This window comes from Saccharopolyspora antiqui (assembly GCF_052246905.1).
In the GTDB taxonomy this organism is placed as follows: Bacteria; Actinomycetota; Actinomycetes; order Mycobacteriales; family Pseudonocardiaceae; genus Saccharopolyspora.
In genome coordinates this window covers 154,198-174,451 of record NZ_JBQQBO010000016.1, presented here as the reverse complement: position 1 = coordinate 174,451, position 20,254 = coordinate 154,198, and the positions used below count along the sequence as shown (strand labels likewise).

The following is a 20,254-nucleotide window of genomic DNA, read 5'->3' as shown; positions in this document are numbered from 1 at the left end:
CCGGCGAACGCCGTTCCGCGTCGAGCATCCACATTGGACTTATGTCGTTCATCTCTGGTCGGTGGAACGGATTTCGGTGAGGCTGTGCACCAGTGGTGGCAGGGTGCGCATGACCGTGTCGCGGGCGGCGCGCTCGGTGTCCTCGACGCCGGAGAGGATCGCGTCCTGCATCGCGGACTCGAACTGGTCGACCAGCAGGCGGGTCAGGTGCAGCGGGTCGATGAGGATGCGCAGGCCCGCCGAGTCGAGCGCGGCGTGCACCATCGAGGCCAGCTCGCGCTGGAAGGCGTGCGAACTCTCCAGGAACAGCGGCGCCACCTGCGGATCGCGCATCGCCAGCAGCCGGAACTCGCTGTTGAGCAGGCACCACGGCCGGTTTTCCGGCTGGGCGGCCAGGATGTCGGCGAGCACCTCTTCGATCAGCTCCGGATCGGGTTTCCGGCCGGTGCGCCCGAGCATGGCGACCATGTCGTCGAACCGCTCGCGCACGCTCTCCAGCCGCAGCCGGTTCTCCCGTTCGGCGAGGGCGAAGAACAACTCCTCCTTGCTGCCGAAATTGGAGTAGAACGCGCCGCGGGTGAACCCGGCGTCGTCGGTGATGGCCTCGATGGAGGTGCCGTTGATGCCGTGCTCGCAGAACTGCCGGAACGCGGCGTCCAGCAGCCGCTCTCGCGTCTTGGCCCGGCGGGCGGTCTCCCGCACACCACCTTCCGGTGCGCCGGTGGCCCTGTTCGTGTTCACGCGAACTTCCTCCTTGTGGGCGGAGACCAGCGGTTTCGGCTGCGGAAGTGCACCCGGGCAGGACAGCACCATGCTATCGGATACGCTCTTGTATCGGATACAGGGTTGTATCCGTTCCCCCGTCCCAGGGGCTCGAACCCCAGTGGCATGAGCCGCAGTGGCATGAACCGGTCCGGTGCGTCCGGTGACAGGGAGTCCGCATGTCCTCGTTCCTGTATTCCGTTGGTCGCCGCGCGTTCGCCGCCCGCAAGACCGTCCTGGCGATCTGGCTGCTCGTGCTCGCCGTCGCCGGTGGCGCGGCGGGCCTGTTGAACAAGGGGCTGGACAACAGCGTCAGCATTCCGGGCACCGAGGCGCAGGCGGCGCTGGACCGGCTGGCGGTCACGTTCCCGCAGACCAGTGGCGCTTCCGCGCAGATCATCGCGGTCGTCCCGACGGGTGTGCGCGACCCGGCGGTGCGCACCGCCGTCGACCGCGCCGTCGACGAGCTAAATGGCATGTCCGAGGTCGTCTCGGTCATCTCGCCGTACGAGGCGAACCTCGGCGGCGCGATCAGCGAAGACGGCCAAGCCGGCATCATCGCGGCGCAGCTCGAAGGTGAGGCCACCGAGATCGGCCAGCCCACCAAGGAGCGCATCGGCGAGATCTCCCGCGAACTCCAGGACCGCCTGCCCGACGGAGCGCAGGCGTCCTACGGCGGGCCGCTGTTCGCCCAGGAGATCCCCGGCCTGAGCCTCATCGAGGCGCTGGGTCTGGTGATCGCGATCGTGGTGCTGATGATCACGCTCGGGTCGTTCCTGGCAGCCGGGATGCCGCTGATCAACGCGCTGATCGGGGTGGGCATCTCCACCGCGCTGGTCTTCCTCGCCACGGTGCTCGCGCCGATCACGGCCACCACGCCGCTGCTGGGGCTGATGCTGGGCCTGGCGGTGGGCATCGACTACGCGCTGTTCATCGTCGCCCGCTACCAGCAGGAACTCGCCCACGAGATGTCCCCGTGGGAAGCCGCCGCGCGGGCCACGGCCACCGCCGGATCGGCGGTCATCTTCGCCGGGCTCACCGTGATGATCGCACTGGCCGGACTCAGCGTGGCCGGTATCCCGTTCCTGACCACCATGGGCGTGGCGGGCGCGATCGGCGTCGGCATCGCCGTGCTGGTGTCGGTGACGCTGATGCCCGCGCTGCTGGGCTTCGCCCGCGACCGGATCCGGCCGCGGCAGCCGAGGAAGCGCGCCAAGCAGCCGATCGGTGCGCGCTTCTTCAGCGGCTGGGTGCGGGTGCTGACCCGCTTCCCGCTGGTGACCGTGCTGGTCGTGATCGCCGCCCTGGGCGTCGCCGCCGCACCCGCCGCCGGACTGCGCCTCGCGCTGCCCGATTCCGGCGCGCTGCCGCCGGAAAAGCCCGCCCGCCTCACCTACGACCTGATCTCCGAGCATTTCCCGAAGGGCTTCAACGGCCCGCTGATCATCACCGGCAACATCGTCACCAGCACCGACCCGCTGGGGCTGATGAACGATCTCAAGAGCGAGATCGAGCAGCTGCCCGGCGTGGCCGACGTGCCGCTGGCCACCCCGAACCCGACCGCCGACACCGGCATCGTGCAGGTCATCCCGGAAGGCGCACCGGACTCCGAGCAGACCAAGCAGCTCGTCGACGAGATCCGTGCGCTGCACGGGCATTTCCTGCGGACCTACGGCGTGGACATCTCGGTGACCGGCTTCACCGCTGTCGGCATCGATGTCTCGGACAAGCTGGGCGCCGCGCTGCTGCCGTTCGCCGTGGTCGTGGTCGGGCTGTCGCTGATCCTGCTGATGATGGTGTTCCGCTCCGTCGCGGTGCCGATCAAGGCGACGCTCGGCTACCTGCTCAGCATCGGTGCCTCGCTGGGCATCGTCACGCTGGTGTTCCAGCACGGCTGGCTGGCCGACTGGTTCGGCGTCACCCGCACCGGCCCGGTGATCAGCTTCATGCCGATCGTGCTGATGGGCGTGCTGTTCGGGCTGGCCATGGACTACGAGGTCTTCCTGGTCTCGCGGATACGCGAGGAGTTCGTGCGCACCCGCGACGCCCGCGCCGCGATCACCACCGGATTCGTCTCCTCCGCCAAGGTCGTCACCGCCGCCGCGGTGATCATGTTCGCGGTGTTCATCGCGTTCGTGCCGGAAGGCGACGCGAACCTGAAGCCGATCGCCCTCGGACTCGCCGTCGGCGTGTTCGTCGACGCCTTCATCGTGCGCATGACGCTGGTCCCGGCGGTGCTGGCGTTGCTGGGGGACCGGGCTTGGTGGATCCCGCGCAAGCTGGACCGCGCACTGCCGTCGTTCGACGTGGAAGGCGAACACCTGCGGGCGGAACTGGAACTGGCCGACTGGCCGCGCCCGGGTTCCGACGAGGCGATCGCCTGCGAGGGGCTGCGGCTGGCGGACCCGGCCACCGGCGAACCCATCTACCAAGACGTCGGATTCCTGATGCCGCGCCGAGGAGTGCACGTGGTGCGCGGTCCGCACGAGTCGGCGATCAGCGCGTTGCTGCTGACCTTGTCGGGCCGGTTGAAACCGGACGCGGGCAAGCTGAAGGTGCTCGCCTACGTGCTGCCCGCGCGCGGCTCGTCGGTGCGCTCCCGCGTCGCTTACGTCGACGTCGGCGAAGGCGGCGTGAAATCGGTGCGGCAGGCACTCGCGGAGCACCCCGCCGTGCTGGTGCTCGACCGCACCGACCGGGTCCACGATCCCGCCGAGCGCCGGGAGATCCGCGAGTCGCTAACCAGGTCCCGGCCCACCGTGCTCGCCGGTACCACCGGCCTGGCCGAGGTGCGCGACATCCTGCCCACGGCCGACTCGGTCACCGATCTGCGCGATGACGCGGCCGACCTGCCCGAACTCTCCGGCGCGATCCGCTAGAAAGCAGAGGTAATCACTGTGAGCCCGTCGCCGAAGAGCCGCGCCCGCGTGCTGTCCCTGTTAGGTCTGCTGCTGGTACCGCTGGCCATCGCGGGCCTGCTGGCCTGGTCGCTGGGCAAACCCGAGGACCGGTTGAAGGACGTCAAGGCCGCGGTCGTGAACAACGACGAACCGGTGCAGGTCAACGGCCAGCTCACCCCGCTGGGGCGGCAGCTGTCCGCGAAACTGGTCGGCGGTGCGATCGAGAGCAACTACACCTGGGAGTTCGCCACCGCCGAGACCGCGCGCGAGGGCTTGGCGGACGGCACCTACGCCGCGGTGGTGACCATCCCGAAGAACTTCTCGGCGGCAGCCACGTCGTTCTCCGGTGATCCGGCGCAGGCCAAGCAGGCCACGATCGACGTGAGCACCGGCGACCGCAGCCGCCTCGCGGACGAGGCGATCAGCCGCGTGGTGACGTCCACGGCCGCGAACCTGCTCGGCCAGCAGTTGACCACGACGTACCTGGACAACGTCTTCGTCGGGTTCAACACGCTGGGGGACAAGCTCGGGGATGCCTCGAAGGGCGCGACGTCGCTGGCCGACGGCGCCGAGCAGCTCGCGGGCGGAACCGATCAGCTCTCCGGCGGCGCCGACGAACTGGCGAAGGGATCGCGGGCGCTCTCCGACGGGCTCGGCGCGCTCGACGACGGCGCGGGGCAGTTGGCTGGAGGCCTGGGCACATTGGCCGGGGGGCTCAAGCAGATCCAGCAGCAGACCGCCCAATTACCCGACCAGGTCGGCACGTTGGCCGATGTCTCCGCGCAGCAGGCGCAGGGCGTGCAGCAGCTCAACACCGGGCTGCAAGGCATGTCGCAGAGCCTCGCCGAGCTGTCCAAGCAGTGCCCGCCCGGTGTGCTGCCGATGTGCAACCAGCTCGCCGTCCAAGCCGCGACCGCCAACGCGCTCGCCGACGGCGGCGGGCAGTTGCAGCAGGCCAGCGTCGGCGTTTCCGGTGGCCTGAGCGCATTGGCCGGACGCACCCCGCAATCCGGGGGCGGGCTGCCAGCGCTCGTCGGCGGCATCGACCAGCTCGCCGGTGGCGCCGAACAGTTGAGTGGCGGCGCCACGCGGCTCGCGGACGGGCTGTCGCAAACCACGGCAGGCGCCGATCAACTCGCCGATGGCGCCCGGCAGCTCGCCGATGGCACGCATGGACTCGCCGACGGTGCCCGCCAGCTCGGCGACGGCTCCGGGCAACTCTCCAACGGCCTGGGCCAGGCGGTGGACCAGCTTCCCAAATACCCGGACGGCGACCGGGAAAAGCTGGCGAAGGCGGTGGCGAGCCCGATCACGACCGCCGGGGGCACCGTCCTCGGGTTCGGCTCGTCCGGCCTTTCCCAGTACGCGGTGTTCGCGCTGTGGGTCGGCTCGGTGATCACATTCCTGGTGCTGCGCCCGGTGCCGGAACGGGCGCTGGAATCGACCCGGTCGTCGTTGCGGCTCGCGCTGGGACGGTTCCGGCTGCCCGCCGCGCTGGCAGTGGCGCAGGGGCTGCTGGTGACCGTGGTCGTCGGCATCACCGGGAGCCTGTCGGTGGGGCAGTGGTTCGGTTGCGCCGGGTTGCTGGCGTTGACGGCGGTGGCGTTCACCGCGGTCAACCAAGCGTTGGCGGCCGCTTTCGGCGGCATCGGGCGGTTCGCGGCGATGGTGGTCGGGCTGGTCGTGCTGGCCAACGGCTTCATCGCCGCGGTGCCCGCCGTGCTGGGGTCGTTGTCGGCCGCACTGCCGGTCGGCCCCGCGCAGGACGCGCTGCGGGCGATCACCGACGGGATCAACCCGGATGGCGGGGCGATCGCCCTGCTGGTCGTCTGGGCGCTCAGCGGCCTGGTGGTGACCCACCTGGCCATCGAGCGCCGCCGCACGGTGCGCCCCATCCAGTTCCGCCCGGCCTACGGATTCCGGCGCAGCCCGGTGTGAGCAGTGCTCGGCAAGTACGGGCTCGTGAGTGAAGATTCCGGTTCATAGCAGCACAAGCACTGACGAGCCCAGCACCACACGTCGATCCACGCGAGCTCCGAACGCGATCCGAACCGCACCCAGGCCGCGTCAGGATGGCGACGCCCCATCAGGAGGCCCAGCACTCCGGAGTCGGGTTACCAGCTGGGCATGCCGAGGTCAGCGTGCTGTTCCGGTCGTGGTAGCGGGCGTTGGGGTTGGGACGCCGTGCAGCGTGGTCCAGTACTCGGCCACCTGCTCGGCGCTGCCGGGACCGGCCACCAGTCCGAGGTAGCCGTCCGGGCGGACCAGCATCAGGGTGCCGTCGGTCGCGTCGTACCCGGCGCGCACGTGCCCGTCGCTGTCGACCACGGCGTGCTGGTCGGCTGGCTCACCCGGTCGGACCACGGCGTGGGCGTGCAGGCCGGGACCGAACCGGTCGCGAAGCGCCGCGATCGTGCTCGCGTGCGCCGCGCCGAAGACCAGGAGAGTCCAATGTGGACCGTGGAACAGGTCGAACAGGCGGACCGGTCGGCCGTCGGCCGTGGTCGCGGGCGCGTCCGGGGCGCGGTCACCGGCCCTGATCGTGCCGGGATCGGTGCGCTCGTCGCGGGAGAGCGGACCGCCGCGGTAGTTCAGCGTCAGTCCGTGCACCTCGGGGCCGCGGACGTGCGCGTCGTCGTCGCCCCGCTTGTGCTTGTCCAACAGGGCTGTGCTGATGTCCAGCGCGGTGCGCGCGGCCGCCATCCGCTCGGGTTCGTAACTGTCCAGCAGACCGGCCGGGGCACCGGCGAGTGCGGCGGCGAGTTTCCAACCGAGGTTGTAGCCGTCCTGGATGCCGGTGTTCATGCCCTGCCCGCCGGTTGGTGGGTGCACGTGCCCGGCGTCGCCCGCGAGGAAGACCCGGCCTTCGCGGAAGCGCTCGGCCAACCGGGTGTTCGCCCGCCAGGTGGTGTGCCAGGTAACCTCGCGCACCAGGATGTCGTCCTGGTCGGATGCCTCGGTGACCTGCCGTTGCAGGTAGTCGCGGATCGACTCGTCCGCCTGGTCCTGCGGCGGCGCCACCACGACGAACAGGTCGGTCCCGGCCAGCGGCATCACCGAGACCGCACCGTCCCCGGCCTGCCAGATCCGTCCGTGGTCGTGGCTGATCCCATCCACCCGCGCGTCCGCGAACAGCATCGTGGTGGTCTCGTCGGTCTGGCCGGGGAAGGCGATGCCCAGCCGTTTGCGGACCATTCCGCGCCCGCCGTCCGCGCCGACCAGATATCGCGCGCGCACGGTCTGGGTCGTACCGCCTGCGAACAGGGTCGCGGTCACGCCGTTGGTGTCCTGGGTGAAACCGGTCAGCTCGGTGGACAGCTCCACTTGCGCACCGAGTTCGGCCAGCCGCTCGCGGAGGATTTCCTCGGTGCGGAACTGGGGCACGAACCAGGGGTTCGGGTACGGCACGGACGGGGTCGCGTCGGTTGGCTCGCTCATCCGCCCCTCCCAGACGACCCGGTCGCCCTGGTAGGCGCGCATCAGCATGCCGAGATCGCCGCTGGCCAGGATCGGGTCGATCAACCCGAGATCGGCGAAGACCTCCATGGTCCTCGGCTGGATGCCGTCGGCGCGCGATCCGCCGAAGAACCGGTCCGTCCGGTCGACGATGCGGAATCGGACGCCCCGCACCGCGAGTTCGCAGGCCAGCGTGAGCCCGGTCGGGCCAGCCCCGGCGATCAGCACGTCGACATCTGCCATGACACTCATCCACCAGTCTGTTCGTACCGTGTACCAGTTCTTGGTACTCCGTACTAAAAACGCTAGCGGTACGGTGTACGAATGGCAAGCGTCGAGGACTCAGCACTGATCTGGACCCGGCCGGAACCCGGCACCCGCCGACCGAAGTTCACCCGCGATCAGATCGCGTCGACCGCGCTGACGATCGCCGACACCGAGGGGTTCGCCGCCGTGTCGATGCGCCGGATCGCGGCCGAACTCGGCGCTGGCACCATGACGCTGTACTACTACGTCCGCACCAAGGACGAACTGATCGCGCTGATGGACGACGCGATCATGAGCGAGGTGCTCATCCCCGCCGACGAGTTCCCGACCCACTGGTACGACGCGCTGACCGCGGTCGCGGTGCGCACCTGGGAGGTGCTGATGCGCCACCCCTGGGCCCTGTATTCCCTCCAGAACGCGCCGACGGGACCCAACGCCATGCGCCACTTCGAACAGTCGCTCGCCGCCGTCGCCGACACCGGGCTGACCGCGGCTGGCAAGTTCTCGCTGCTCGCCCTGGTCGACGACTACGTGCAGGGAAACGTGCTGCGCTCGGCCGAGGTGCGCGTGACCGCAGCGGACGACGAGGAGATCGAGGCGGCCGCGCGGTTCGCCAAGGCCCAGTTCGCCACCGGGGAGTTCCCGCACACCCAGGTGCTGATCGGCGACGACGACCCCCGGGAGGTGTTCCCCCGGCTCATCGGCGACAGGTCCGAACACGACCGGTTCCGCTACGGCCTGTCCGTGCTGCTGGACGGCGTGGCGACCAGGATGGAGCTCAGCCTCCCCGACCGGTGAACACCGCGCTCGGTCACACCGGCCGCAGCCAGCAGGAGAGCCGCGAGCCCGGTCCAGGGGCGGTCCGCCGCGCCGCGGGTCGACGATGCGGGCGGTGATCCCCGGGACGATGATGTGCGACATGCCTGATGAGGAAAGGACCAACCGGCCCGACGACACCGACGCGGCGGCCCTGCTGTCGCTGGAACTCGCCGGTGAGGCCGACCCCGAGTGGTGCGTTGAGCTGAATGCGGAGAACTGCGACGGCAACCGGGAGTGACCGCCCGGAGCATCGATCGCCGTGCGAGGCACAGCGGCGCTTCGTGGCACGCGAGGAATGACCGTGCCCGTCCAGAACGCGGCGATGTCGCATGGCGAGGCAGCGCACCGTCGGCACCGAACTGCGGCCCTGGCGGAGTTGCTGTCGCCGTCTCGTCTCCGGGGCCCCGACTCATGCAGGCCCGATGCGCCACGTCGGCGCACCTGGCCGCACTACGGTGCATTCCGGGGCGGGGGCGGTGAGAATCGGGCGGTGGGAACCCGTCTCGCTGCCCGGAACGAGAGGATGTCACGACCATGGAAGGCGACTCGGCTCTACCGATTTGCGCCACCTGCGGCATGCAGTACGCGGCCCCGCGACCGGACTGCCCGATCTGCGAGGACGAGCGGCAGTACGTGCCGCCGGGCGGACAGCAGTGGACCGACCTCGCGACGGTGCGCTCCGGCGAGCACACCGCGCTGATCCGGGAGCAGGGCGACGTGCTGGGGATCGGTTGCCAGCCGAAGTTCGCCATCGGCCAACGCGCCCTGCTGCTGCGCACCGACGCGGGCAACGTGCTTTGGGACTGCCTGTCCTATTTGGACGATGAGATCATCGGCGCCATCAACGATCTCGGCGGCCTGATCGCCATCGCGATCAGCCATCCGCACTACTACACGACGATGATCGAGTGGAGTCGCGCGTTCGATGCGCCGGTCCACCTGCACGCCAACGACCAGAAGTGGATCGGCCGCCCGGACCCAGCGATCCGGCTGTGGGACGGCACGAGCACCGAATTCGCGCCCGGCCTGACGCTGATCAACCTCGGAGTGCACTTCGACGGCGGCACCGTGCTGCACTGGGACCGCGGCGCCGGTGCGTTGTTCTCCGGCGATATCGTGCAGGTCATCCCGGATCGCAGCCACGTGGCCTTCATGTACAGCTACCCGAACCTGATCCCGGAACGGCCCAGCGTCGTGCGCCGCGCCGCGCGGCTGCTCGAACCCCATCGCTTCGACGCGCTCTACGGTGCCTGGTGGGACGCGGTGATCCCGACCGGCGCGCACGACATCGTGCAGCGCTCCGCCGCCCGCTACCTCCGCTTCGCCTCGGGCGACGCACCGGCCTGAACCAGGGAAGTCCACTGTGGTCGGATGTCTCTGCTGGGCGTCGTGAGCGGTTGTTCCGGGGAGAACCGGAAATCTTCAGTCACGAGCGAATGTCTCAACCCGGTCGGTGGTGGTTGATCAGGTGGTGAGCCATGGTTCGGGCTCGGCGGGCAGCGCGCCGGTCACCTCGGTGGCCGCGATGATCGAGCCCTTCGCCAGGAGGTGCCAGGAGTGCGCGAACTCGGCGGGGTTGCGCAGCCCGCCTTCTTCCGCCCAGCGTTCGACCAGCACGCGGATGTTGGCCAGGTGGCGGACCGACGCGGTGCCCGCCGGGTGCTCGGGACCCATCTCCAGCAGCACGCCGATGAACGAGCAGCCCTCGAAGTCCGTGCGGTGGAACCAGTAGTCGAAGACGTCGAATACGGCCAGCACTCGGTCCTCCCGCGAGTCTAGGCCCACGGCGGGCTGTACATGAGCGTTTCGATCGTGATAAAGACAGACTTGTCTAACTCGTTGTCGGGGAGAAGCCGCGTGCGAAGCTGGAGCCGCGGCGCCATCCGCGACCGGCCCTACGATGCCTCGTCGGCGTTTTCGCCCGGGACGGGGAGATTGGTGCGTGGTGCCATGACCACCACCGGACGACCACCGAACCTCGACATCGACCTGTTGGACACCGAGCACTGCAAAGTGCGGCTCGCGTGCGAATGCTGCCAGGGCCGCAGCGATCTCGCGGCGTTGACCTGCCACACCCCGCTGGGCGTGCTGTGCGTGACGCTGTGCGGGAAGTGTGCCACAGCGGGTAAGCGGCCGCGGTGGTCGGGTCCGCGCGGCGCGGATCGGATCACCCAGCACTGCCTGCACCTGGGCATCGACCGAACCACGATGCGCACCCTCCTTTCACAACAACACCACTTGGGCGTACCAGAACTCTGGTTCTACTGATCGACTCCAAACACCGTCGCACTCGTCCCGCGCCATCGCGCAGGTTGCGTTTTCGTTCGAGTGATGGGTGAAGGGCACCTTTGACCGGCATAGTCGGTCAAAGGTGCCCTTCACTCGTACCCGCCCGGGTGAACTCGGATGAGACCGGCTGTGCTGCGGCGCTTCGCCACTGATTGGGTGGGATCAGACGTCGATCGTTGTGGCGCAGTACCAGCCCTGGTCGTTGTTGGTGATGTGAAGTCCTTGCAGGGCAACGGCTTTGGGTGCGGCGCCGGTGATTTCCACGTCGGCCGCCGGGACGCTGGTGAGATCCAGTGCTAGGCCTGTTGGCCTGGGGCGGACGTTGATGTGCAGGGGGACCGTGCCTTCGGTGTCCAGCAGGTAGATGATCTCGTCCAGGACCGCGAGCAGGAGTTGTTCGTCGGTGCCGTGGAACTCGACGGTGTTCGTGTAGTCAGGGCTGGTGTGGTCGGGTTGTGCGGCGCAGCCCTCGGCGAAGGCCGCCACCAGTGCTCGTGCCGCCTGCGCCACGCATTCCTCCCGCGTGGCGCCCCACGCCTCGAACCGGATGTCGGCGGTGTGCGGCTGGAAGCGGAATCCGCCGCTCAACCCTTCACCACGCCCAACGGCACCAGCCTCGCGATCCGGCGGCACAGCCCGGCCCCTTCGGCAACGGAGACGACCGCGTCGACGTCCTTGTAAGCGGTCGGCGCCTCCTCGGCCAGCCCGCGAGCTGAACTGCCGCGCACGACAATGCCGTCGTGTTCCAGGTCGCGGCGCAGCTGCCGGGCATCGATCGACCGCACCGCCTGGTGGCGACTCTGGGTGCGCCCGGCGCCGTGGCAGGTCGAGAAGAACGCATCGCCGCCCGGCACCCCGGTGAGCACGTACGACGCCGTGCCCATCGAACCGGGGATGAGCACCGGCTGCCCGGCTTCCCGCAGGCCCGGTGGCAGGTCCGGATGGCCGGGCGGCAAGGCGCGCGTGGCGCCCTTGCGGTGCACGCACAGCGTTCGCGGCTGCCCCCGCACCTCGTGCGTTTCGATCTTGGCGAGGTTGTGCGAGATGTCGTAGACCAGGTCGAGCCCGCAGCCGGTCACCTTCCGCAGCACCTCGCTCGCCGCGATGCCGAGCACCTGCCGATTCGCGCGGGCGTAGTTCGCCGCCGCCGCCATCGCGCCGAGATAGGCGCGGCCTTCGGGCGATTCGACCGGTGCGCAGGCCAGCTGTCGATCGGGGACGGTGAGGCCGTGGTCGGCCATGCTGTCGTCCATCGCGCGCACGTGGTCGGTGCAGATCTGGTGGCCCAGCCCGCGCGAACCGCAGTGGATCATCACGCACAGCTGATCGGGGCGCAGTCCGAAGACCCCGGCGACACCCTCGTCGTAGATCTCCGCGACCGCCTGCACCTCCAGGAAGTGGTTGCCGGAACCGAGGCTGCCGACCTGCCCGAGCCCGCGGTCGCGCGCGCGAGCGCCGACCCGACCCGGCTCGGCATCGGCGACCGCGCCGCCGTCCTCGCAGCGCTCCAGGTCGCGCGGCACGCCGCGACCACGCGCGACGGCGTACCGGGAGCCCTCTTCCAGCACCCGGTCCAGGCCCTCGCGGGACAGTTCCCACACCCCGCCCCGGCCCGCGCCGCGTGGGGTCGCCCGGCTGAGCCCGTCCATGATCCGCTCGGCGGCGTGGCGGAAATCCGACCGGTCCAGTTCGGCGGCGAGCAGCCGAACACCGCAGGAGATGTCGAAACCGACGCCACCGGGCGAGACCACTCCGCCAGCGCGGACGTCGGTGGCGGCGACGCCACCGATCGGGAACCCGTAGCCCCAGTGCATGTCCGGCATCGCGTAGGAGGCGCCGACGATGCCCGGCAGGGCGGCGACGTTGACCACCTGGTCCAGTGCGCCGTCGCCCTTCGGCGGCAGCAGCTTCCGAGACGCGAACACCACACCAGGCACCCGCATCGAGCCGTGCTTGTCGATCCGGAACCGGTACGGCGTCTCCTCGACGAGCTCCACCCGGGCCTCCCGCGAACGTTGCGCCCTCGCAGTACCCACCGGCGCCCGACCCGACACCCTGGCGGTTGCGGGGCGCTGCCGCCGATCAGACCTTGGCAGCCTGTTCCGCCGGGGGAGTCGGGGGAGCGGTCGCCGGGTCGGCGAGCGCGGCGCGGGCCTGGTCGCGGTCGAGCGCTCCGTCCCACTTGGACACGATGAAGGTCGCGACGCAGTTGCCCAGCAGGTTGGTGACCACCCGCATGGTGTCCATGATCCGGTCCGCGCCCAGCATCAGCGCGACCGCGGCGACCGGGATGACACCGACCGCGGAGGCCGTCGCGGACAGCGCGATGAACGCCGAGCCGGGAATCCCGGCCATGCCCTTGGAGGTGAGGATCAGCACCAGCACCACGGTGAGCTGCTGGCCGATGGTGAGGTCGACGCCGACGGCCTGGGCCATGAACAGCGTCGCCAACGACAGGTAGATCGACGCGCCGTCCAGGTTGAACGAGTAGCCGGTCGGGATGACCAGTCCGACCGCCTCCTTGCGGCAACCGGCGCGTTCGAGCTTCTCCATGATCCGCGGCATCACGGCCTCGCTGGAGGCGGTGCCCACGGCCAGCGCGAACTCCTCGCGCGTGTAGCGCAGGAACCGCAGGATGCTCAGCCCGGTGAACACCCGCAGCAGCACGCCGAGCAGGACGCAGAACAGCAGCGCCGCGCCGTAGCAGGCGCCGATGAGGGTGGCGTACGTGCCCAGCGAGGACAGCCCGTACTGGCCGATGAGGTACGCCATCGAACCGAACACCGCGATCGGCGCCAGCCGCATCACGTAGCCGATGATCTTGAAGATGATCTCGCCGGTCTGCTCGATGAACCCGAAGACCTGCGGCGCGCGTCCGATCCCGATGTGCAGCAACCCGGCCGCGAACAGCACCGCCAGCAGCAACACCTGGAGCAGCTCGTTGTCGGCGAAGGCCGCCACCGCGCTTTCCGGGATCATGTGCAGCACGAACTGGGCCGGGCCGGGCATCTGCTCGCCCTCGGTCTTGGCCGTCACGCCCGAGGCGTCCAGCGTCGCCGGGTCGACGTGCAGGCCGGCGCCGGGCTGCACCACGTTCCCGGCGATGAGGCCGAGGGCGAGCGCGGCGGTGGTGACGACCTCGAAGTAGATCAGCGCTTTGAGCCCGATCCGCCCGACCGAGCGCATGTCCCCGGCCTTGGTGATGCCGACCACGACCACGCAGAAGATCAGCGGTGCGATGATCATCTTGATCAGGCGGATGAACCCGTCGCCGACCGGCTTGAGGGCCCCGCCGAAGTCCGGCCACAGGTGGCCGACGACGATGCCGACCACGGCGGCGATGAGCACTTGGACGAACAGCGAGGACAGCACCCTGGACACACGACCTCGCCGGATCGGCGACGCTGGCTGAGCCACGTCGGCCTCCCAATTCCTCTATGCGGAAGTATACTTTTGAAAAATTGAGAGGAGTTTGCGCGGCGGACTGAACCGGCGTCAAGAGGCCGGATGTGAACAGTGCTTTGCGTCCGTCCGCCGCGCGGCGCTGAACTCGGGTTGCGCGCCGGGGTTTCAACCTTGACACGCGGCGGTCCGGTTCGGGTTGCGTCAGGGTTCGAGGTAGATGAAGCCGCCCGCATCGAGCGTTCGCCGCCGGAGGACGTCGTTGCCATCGAGCATCCGCCGCAGCGCCCCCGGATCGTCGGTGGGGGCGGTCCGCAGGAGCGCGAAGAGGAACGCGATGGGCTCCTCGGGCAGTCGGCGCCGCGGCGTGCGGATCACGTCGGTGCGCAACGGGTACAGCAGCACCAGGCCGCCATCGGGGGCGCCGAGGTCGGCCGGATCCAGGTCCCGCATCGTCTCGGCGATCACGTCGTCGGCCGCCGAGTCGGGCAGGAAGGCGTTCAGCCACGGGTGCGGCAGGTACCAGGCCCCGGTGTCGCGCAGCAGTTCCTCCAGCGGGGCCATCGCGGCCAGGAACTCGAAGTACTCCTGATCCACGAACTCCTCGGCGCGGTGCCGCAATCCTGAGTCGGCGAAAATCGGCGGCGTCCGGGTGTAGTAGTTGGCGACGTCGAGCACGTATTCCCAGCCGGAGCCGTCCTCGGCCGGTTTCGCCAGCCCTTCCAGGTGGTCGAACTCGCCGCCGGTCATCAGCCGCCGCTGGTCGGCGAGGAAGTCCGCGAGGTCGTCGTAGCGCAGCAGGCGGCGGCTGACCCGCTCCGGTGCCGGGACCAGCCGCAACGTCGCCCGCAGGATGACGCCGTGCCGACCGTGGCCGCCGCGGACCGCATCGAAGACCTCCCGATCTTCAGCGGCCGAGCAGGACCGAACCACGCCGTCGGGGGAGCGGACCTGGAGTTCGAGCACGTTGTCGGTCTGCAAGCCGTGCCGGTGGGTCGCCCCGCCGATGCCGCCGACCGACAGCGTTCCCCCGACGGACAGTTCGAGGTAGTCGGTCAGCACTGGCGGAGTGCGCCCCTGCGCGAGGCTCGCGCGCAGCACGTCGCTCCAACGCGCGCCCGCGTCCACGGTGATCCGGTCGCTGTCGATGTCGTGCACGGCGCGCAGCGCACCGGTGTCGATCACGAGCCCGTCGGCGATCTGCGAGGCACCGGCAGGTGAGTGTCCCTGACCGCGCACCACGTACGGCAACCGCTGCGCGTCGGCGTACTCGGCCACCGCGACGAGTTCATCGACCGTGGACGGCCGGGCCACCGCTCGTGGGCGGTGGTGCACGAGGTGTCCCCAGTCGTCGGCGGCGCCGTCGCGGGAGTCCGCGTCGACGTGCAGGTGCGGGGTGTGCTCGAAGGTCTGCATCGGTGTCCTCGCTCGTCGGTCCTGGGACGGCGCTGGTGATCCGATCATCCCCACGATCACCAGTTCGGTCGAATCCGGATCCGTAACGGGTCGAACACAATGGGTCGCGAGCACTGGTGGATCGGCGTGCGGTGGTACGGCCTTTCGCTCCCAGGTTTCTCCCAGACCGTTCACGCGGCTTTCCCGCACGACCGATCTAGCTTGGCAGCGGATCTGGTGGGCTTTCGTTGGAGTGGGGTCGATGAGGGGTCTGGCTGTGCGGGAAGCGAAGGCAGCCAGGCCCCGCATCGCTGCGGTGCGGACGTCCAGGCGCGGCGGCCTCGTCGGTCAGGCAGTGCTCTTCGCCGTCGTCGGCGTGCTCGCCACGATCCTGAACGCGGGGCTCTACATCGCACTGCGCGGCACGTTCTCGGCAGGTGCCGCCAACATCCTCTCGCTGCTGATCACGGTCGTGGGCAGCAGCGCGGCGCACCGGCTGTTCGTGTTCACCGACCGCGACGAGCACCCGGTCCGGATGCATCTGCAGACCCTCGCGGTGTTCCTCTTCTACTGCGTCTCGAACGACATCGCGCTGAACCTGCTGGCGTCGGTCGTCGAAAAACCCTCCAGCGTGGCGGAAGCCGCCGCGGTCACCGGCATGAGCATCTTCGGCGGCCTCACCCGGTTCGTCGTGCTGCGCGTCTGGGTGTTCAGCCGCTCGGCGGCGCACCAGGCCTCCGGTCGGGATTAGTCGAGTCGGATGCTTGGATCTGGATGGGTGCGGCGCTGTGCCCCGGGTTGGGTGAGGCGGAGGCAGGGTGGTTGACGGAGCGCGGGTGGGTGGCCTGCGGCGCGGCATCACCGATGACGAACGCCGCGACGCGGCCCTGATCTGGGATTACCACCTGATGGGGCACGAGGTTCGGCCCTGCTCGGTGGGTATCGGATTGGGCAGTCACGATCTCGGCGTCGCGACCTTCGCCGCCGAGCTGCACCGGGCGGAGCTCTTTCCGGTTCTGGTCTTCACCGGCGGCAACAGCCCCAAGACGGCGGCGCGGTTTCCACGAGGTGAGGCCGTGCAGTACCGCGAGCACGCGATGGCGTTGGGGGTGCCGGATTCCGCGATCCTCGTCGAACCGCACGCCACCAACACCGGGCAGAACATCGCCCTGTCACGGGGACTGCTCGCCGAACGGGCGGTTGCGGTCGAAACGGTGCTGTTGATCTGCAAGCCGTACATGCAGCGCCGGGCGTTCGCCACCTGCCGCAAGCTGTGGCCCGAGGTCGACGTGGTCTGCGCCTCGCAGCCGGTCTCGCTGGCCGACTACGCGACGGCGTTCGGCGACGAGCGGCTGGTCATCGACATGATGGTCGGTGATCTCCAGCGGATCATCGAATATCCGAAGCTGGGTTTCGCCATCGAGCAGCAGGTGCCCGACGACGTCCGGCGGGCCTGCGACCGGCTCGTCAACGCGGGCTTCGACAGCCACGTGCTCGGCTCGTGAGCGCCGAAGCGGGCTCCAGTCGGCTTCCACACCGGGAAGACTCTTTAAGCTCTTCGAGATTGAAAGCTTGCTGATGAAGAGGTGGCGGTCGCGTGACTCAGCGGTTCGTGCAGGTCACGCGTCCCGAACCAGTACCGAGATCGGCGCGGCGGTGGGCGGCCGGGCTCGGCCTGTGCGCCGCGCTGCTGGCGCTGGCGGTGCCGTTCCTGCCGGTCAACTACGACATCACCACCCTGCGGTGGCCGACCTCGCAGGGCACCGAACCGATCTCGGCGCCGCTGGTCAGCCACGCGCCGCTGTGGTTGACCGCGGACGTGCCCTGCGCGGCGGCGCGGAACCTGGATGCGCGCATCGACGGTCCCGGCGTGCTGATCGCGACGAACGCGCCGTCCTCGGAGTACGGCGGCTTGACCGGGCTGAGCCTGCAGATCGACGCCGGAGAGGTCGTGCTGTGGTCGAGGGGACACCAGGCGGGCACCGTCGCCCTTCCCGAGGGTGACTGCACGATCTCAGTGCGTTCGGACGCAGCCGGTACGCGGGCCGATGTCGGCGGGCTCCCGCTGGCCGCGGTGCCAGGCGATCAGCGGCCCCAGCTCACCGGCATCTACTCGCAGCTCGACTCCGCTGTTGACGACGTGCGCGGCTTGGCTTTCGCGGCGCGCGTGGACAACCGCTTCGCCAGCCAGCCGACGCCGCTGAAGGTCGCCGTGCTGGTGCTGGCGGTGCTGGCGTTCCTCGGCTCGATGCTCGCGCTCGCCCGACTGGAGGTCCGACGGCCGCTGCGCTGGGCGTCGCCGGGGTGGTGGCGCCCAAGGTTCCGCGATGCGGTCGTCGTCGGCGCGCTGGGCGTGTGGTGGTTGATCGGTGCGATGACCGCCGACGACGGCTACATCCTGACCATGCTGCGGGCCGCCGACAGCGCCGGGTACGTCACCAACTACTTCCGCTGGTTCGGCAATCCGGAATCGCCCTTCGGCTGGTTCTACGAGCTCTACGCGCTGTGGGTGCGGATTTCGCCCGCCACGCCGTGGGTGCGCCTACCGGCGCTGTTCCTCGGGGTGGTCAGCTGGCTGCTGGTCAGCCGCGGGGTGCTGCCCAGGCTCGGGCAGCAGGTGCGGCGCAGCGAGTCCGCGGGCTGGGCCGCGGCGGCGGTGTTCCTGGCGTTCTGGCTGCCCTACAACAACGGTCTTCGACCGGAGCCGGTCGTGGTGACGTTCTTCCTGCTGGCGATGTGCGCCGTCGAGCGTGCGGTGGCCACCCGGCGGCTGACACCGGCCGCGCTGGGGCTCGTCGCGGCGGCGCTCGGACTGGGGGCGAATCCGCACGGCATGGTCGCGGTGCTGCCGTTCATCGTCGCGGCGAAGCCGCTGCTTCAGCTGTTGTGGCAGCGGATTCGGGCCGCCGGGGTGCTGCCGGTGCTGGCGCCGGTTGCGGCGGCCGGACTGGTGATCTTCGTCGGGGTGTTCTTCGACCAGACCTGGCAGTCCGTGCTGGACTCGGTGCAGCTGAAGACCAAGTTCGGGCCGACCGAGTCGTGGTACGAGGAGCTCAACCGCTACGACCGGTTGTTCGGGCCGTGGCCGGACGGATCGCTGACGCGCCGGTTCCCGGTGCTGCTGCTGGTGCTGTGCCTGGTGGCATGCGCGGTCGTGCTGCTGCGCCGGGGCAAGATCCGGGGCGCCTCGCTGGGCCCGAGCCGCCGCCTGCTGGCGGTGGCCGCGCTGTGCTTCGTGGTGCTCGCCGCGACCCCGACGAAGCACACGCACCACTTCGGGATCCTCGCCGGAGTGGGTGCCGTGGTGGCGGCGTTGACGGCGTTGGCGACCAGCGCGGTGGTGCTGCGCTCCCGGCGCAACAGGGCCGGGTTCTTCGCCGGTCTCATGCTGATCTGCGCCTTCTCGGTGACCGGGACGAACTCGTGGTGGTACGTCTCGGGCTGGGGAGTGCCCTGGTTCGACCGGGCACCGAGCCTCGACGGGCGCAGCGCGAGCACGTACTTCCTGGCAGCCGCGGCGGTTGCCGGTGTCGTCGCGGTCATCGAGCACCTGCGGCACGACGAACTCCCGGTCATCACACCGGATGTGCGTCGCCGGGTGCTGCGGCTCGGCGCCGCGCCGCTGACCATCACCTGCGCGGTGCTGCTGGTCGGCGAGGTGGCGCTGTTCGCCATCGGCATGTACCGGCAGCGCGGCGGCTACAGCCTTGGCGCGGACAACATCGAGCAACTCATCGGTTCCAGCTGCGGGCTGTCGGACTACATCGGCGTCGAGACCGATCCGCGTCGCGGGGTGCTCACCGCGTCGCCGGTGCAACCGCGAAGCGCCATCCGCGACGCGAGCGCGGCATCCGAGGACTACCTCGAAGCGACCTCGGCGGGATTCCACCGGTTCGGGTTCCCGCAGGGCACGGCCTGGACACCGCCGTTCGGCTTCGGCGGCGACGACGCACCGGTGTGGGGCAGTTACACGCAGTCCGGCTCCGGCACGGGCGAGCTGCGCACCCAGTGGTACGACCTGCCGCCGCAGGCGGTCAGCGGCGCGGCGCCGGTGGTGGTGTCGTTCGCCGGATCCGCGACCGGGATGAACTCGCTGCGCGTCGAATGGGGTCGGGACACCCCGCACGGTTTCGAGATCACCGGGCGCGGCGCGATCGCGCAGAACAGCGGCCGGTGGTTCGACCGACGGTTCACTGTGGACGGTGCGACCAAGGTCCGGATCGTGGCTGAGGACCAGAAGGTCGACACGCCGGGCTGGCTGGCCGTCAGCGCCCCCCGCGTTCCGGAGCTGACCAGCATGACGGAGGTGATCGGCGACGCCCCCGCTTTCGTCGAGTGGCCCGCCGCGCTGGTGCACCCGTGCCTTGATCTCGTCCACGTGCGGGGCGGTGTCGCGGAGTTGCCGCGGTTCCGGATCACCGGGGGCGGCATCATGCGGGACATGGGCCAGAGCTGGTCGGCGCCGGGTGCTGGCGGACCGTTCGGTTGGCTCAACGTGGCCAGCAGCGTTCGGGAGCTGCCGACCTACCTCCGGGGTGAGCTGAACCGCGATTGGGGATCGCTCTACGTGGTGGATTCGTTCCAGGCGGACGAGCTCCCGGCCACGGTCGCGATGGAGGTGCACCCCGAAACGCACTGGGGGCTGTGGACGCCGGGACCGGTGACCAAGGCCGTGAAGCTGCCCGGCCCGGCGCCCAGTTCCGACGGTCGCACCGACATCACGCCGACCGGCGATGCGGGACGACCGGCTGTGAGCATCGCCATTCCGGCGGGTTGACGGGGCCTAGATCGCTTAGGATGGCTAACCGTGTGGGGAGCACCTGTGCATCGGCGCCTGATGTGACTCTCGCTGCCGTCGCAGCCGTGTTCGTCGCGGTTTGCTCCGATTCCGTTGGCTGAGTCGGGTTTTGCGTCCGGGGGAGCGGGACCGCGTCAGGACCGGGAGCGGTGCCACCGCACGCACC

Annotated in this window: 16 protein-coding genes; 9 read left to right on the top strand and 7 right to left on the bottom strand. The window is 69.7% G+C overall.

Annotated features, from left to right (window positions below):
- Positions 1 to 48 precede the first annotated feature (48 nt).
- The gene (locus ACTWQN_RS24460; protein WP_443205890.1) at positions 49 to 741 is read right to left on the bottom strand and encodes a TetR/AcrR family transcriptional regulator; all 693 of its coding nucleotides are present in this window, start codon (positions 739 to 741) and stop codon (positions 49 to 51) included.
- Between the two features lie 200 nt (positions 742 to 941).
- On the opposite strand from ACTWQN_RS24460, the gene ACTWQN_RS24455 reads away from it, so the two are divergent.
- Positions 942 to 3,641: an MMPL family transporter gene (locus tag ACTWQN_RS24455; RefSeq protein ID WP_443205889.1), complete on the top strand. Its 2,700-nt coding sequence runs from the start codon at positions 942 to 944 to the stop codon at positions 3,639 to 3,641.
- Between the two features lie 18 nt (positions 3,642 to 3,659).
- Entirely contained in the window at positions 3,660 to 5,600 is a 1,941-nt protein-coding gene (locus ACTWQN_RS24450) for a YhgE/Pip domain-containing protein (RefSeq protein WP_443205888.1), read from the top strand.
- Positions 5,601 to 5,798: 198 nt separating this feature from the next.
- Here the strand turns inward: ACTWQN_RS24450 and ACTWQN_RS24445 are convergent, their stop codons facing one another.
- Positions 5,799 to 7,361 (bottom strand): FAD-dependent monooxygenase, encoded by a 1,563-nt coding sequence (locus ACTWQN_RS24445; RefSeq protein ID WP_443205887.1) that lies wholly within the window; start codon positions 7,359 to 7,361, stop codon positions 5,799 to 5,801.
- Between the two features lie 81 nt (positions 7,362 to 7,442).
- Between ACTWQN_RS24445 and ACTWQN_RS24440 the strand changes: the two genes are divergently transcribed.
- From ACTWQN_RS24440 to ACTWQN_RS24430, 3 genes are all read left to right on the top strand, one after another.
- Positions 7,443 to 8,183 (top strand): TetR/AcrR family transcriptional regulator, encoded by a 741-nt coding sequence (locus ACTWQN_RS24440; protein WP_443205886.1) that lies wholly within the window; start codon positions 7,443 to 7,445, stop codon positions 8,181 to 8,183.
- 121 nt (positions 8,184 to 8,304) lie between these two features.
- Positions 8,305 to 8,442, top strand: coding sequence for a hypothetical protein (locus ACTWQN_RS24435; protein ID WP_443205885.1), 138 nt, complete (start codon positions 8,305 to 8,307; stop codon positions 8,440 to 8,442).
- Positions 8,443 to 8,738: 296 nt separating this feature from the next.
- Positions 8,739 to 9,551, top strand: a complete 813-nt coding sequence (locus tag ACTWQN_RS24430) for an MBL fold metallo-hydrolase (RefSeq protein WP_443205884.1) — start codon at positions 8,739 to 8,741, stop codon at positions 9,549 to 9,551.
- A 117-nt stretch (positions 9,552 to 9,668) separates the two neighbouring features.
- Here the strand turns inward: ACTWQN_RS24430 and ACTWQN_RS24425 are convergent, their stop codons facing one another.
- Positions 9,669 to 9,962: a hypothetical protein gene (locus tag ACTWQN_RS24425; protein WP_443205883.1), complete on the bottom strand. Its 294-nt coding sequence runs from the start codon at positions 9,960 to 9,962 to the stop codon at positions 9,669 to 9,671.
- Positions 9,963 to 10,154: 192 nt separating this feature from the next.
- Between ACTWQN_RS24425 and ACTWQN_RS24420 the strand changes: the two genes are divergently transcribed.
- Positions 10,155 to 10,472, top strand: a complete 318-nt coding sequence (locus tag ACTWQN_RS24420) for a hypothetical protein (RefSeq protein ID WP_443205882.1) — start codon at positions 10,155 to 10,157, stop codon at positions 10,470 to 10,472.
- 183 nt (positions 10,473 to 10,655) lie between these two features.
- Here the strand turns inward: ACTWQN_RS24420 and ACTWQN_RS24415 are convergent, their stop codons facing one another.
- The 4 genes from ACTWQN_RS24415 to ACTWQN_RS24400 form a co-directional block, all read right to left on the bottom strand.
- On the bottom strand, positions 10,656 to 11,081 hold the full coding sequence (locus ACTWQN_RS24415) for an archease (protein ID WP_443205881.1): 426 nt from the start codon (positions 11,079 to 11,081) through the stop codon (positions 10,656 to 10,658).
- Positions 11,078 to 12,490: an RtcB family protein gene (locus ACTWQN_RS24410; protein WP_443205880.1), complete on the bottom strand. Its 1,413-nt coding sequence runs from the start codon at positions 12,488 to 12,490 to the stop codon at positions 11,078 to 11,080. The genes ACTWQN_RS24415 and ACTWQN_RS24410 overlap by 4 nt, the downstream gene beginning before the upstream one ends.
- 85 nt (positions 12,491 to 12,575) lie before the next feature.
- On the bottom strand, positions 12,576 to 13,874 hold the full coding sequence (gene dctA / locus ACTWQN_RS24405; protein WP_443205879.1) for a C4-dicarboxylate transporter DctA: 1,299 nt from the start codon (positions 13,872 to 13,874) through the stop codon (positions 12,576 to 12,578).
- Positions 13,875 to 14,099: 225 nt separating this feature from the next.
- Positions 14,100 to 15,311, bottom strand: coding sequence for an FAD-binding protein (locus ACTWQN_RS24400; protein ID WP_443205878.1), 1,212 nt, complete (start codon positions 15,309 to 15,311; stop codon positions 14,100 to 14,102).
- 241 nt (positions 15,312 to 15,552) lie between these two features.
- On the opposite strand from ACTWQN_RS24400, the gene ACTWQN_RS24395 reads away from it, so the two are divergent.
- The 3 genes from ACTWQN_RS24395 (at position 15,553) to ACTWQN_RS24385 (ending at position 20,067) form a co-directional block, all read left to right on the top strand.
- Positions 15,553 to 16,041, top strand: a complete 489-nt coding sequence (locus ACTWQN_RS24395; RefSeq protein WP_443205877.1) for a GtrA family protein — start codon at positions 15,553 to 15,555, stop codon at positions 16,039 to 16,041.
- A 67-nt stretch (positions 16,042 to 16,108) separates the two neighbouring features.
- Entirely contained in the window at positions 16,109 to 16,795 is a 687-nt protein-coding gene (locus ACTWQN_RS24390) for a YdcF family protein (protein WP_443205876.1), read from the top strand.
- A 92-nt stretch (positions 16,796 to 16,887) separates the two neighbouring features.
- Positions 16,888 to 20,067 (top strand): arabinosyltransferase domain-containing protein, encoded by a 3,180-nt coding sequence (locus ACTWQN_RS24385; protein WP_443205875.1) that lies wholly within the window; start codon positions 16,888 to 16,890, stop codon positions 20,065 to 20,067.
- Positions 20,068 to 20,254 lie beyond the last annotated feature (187 nt).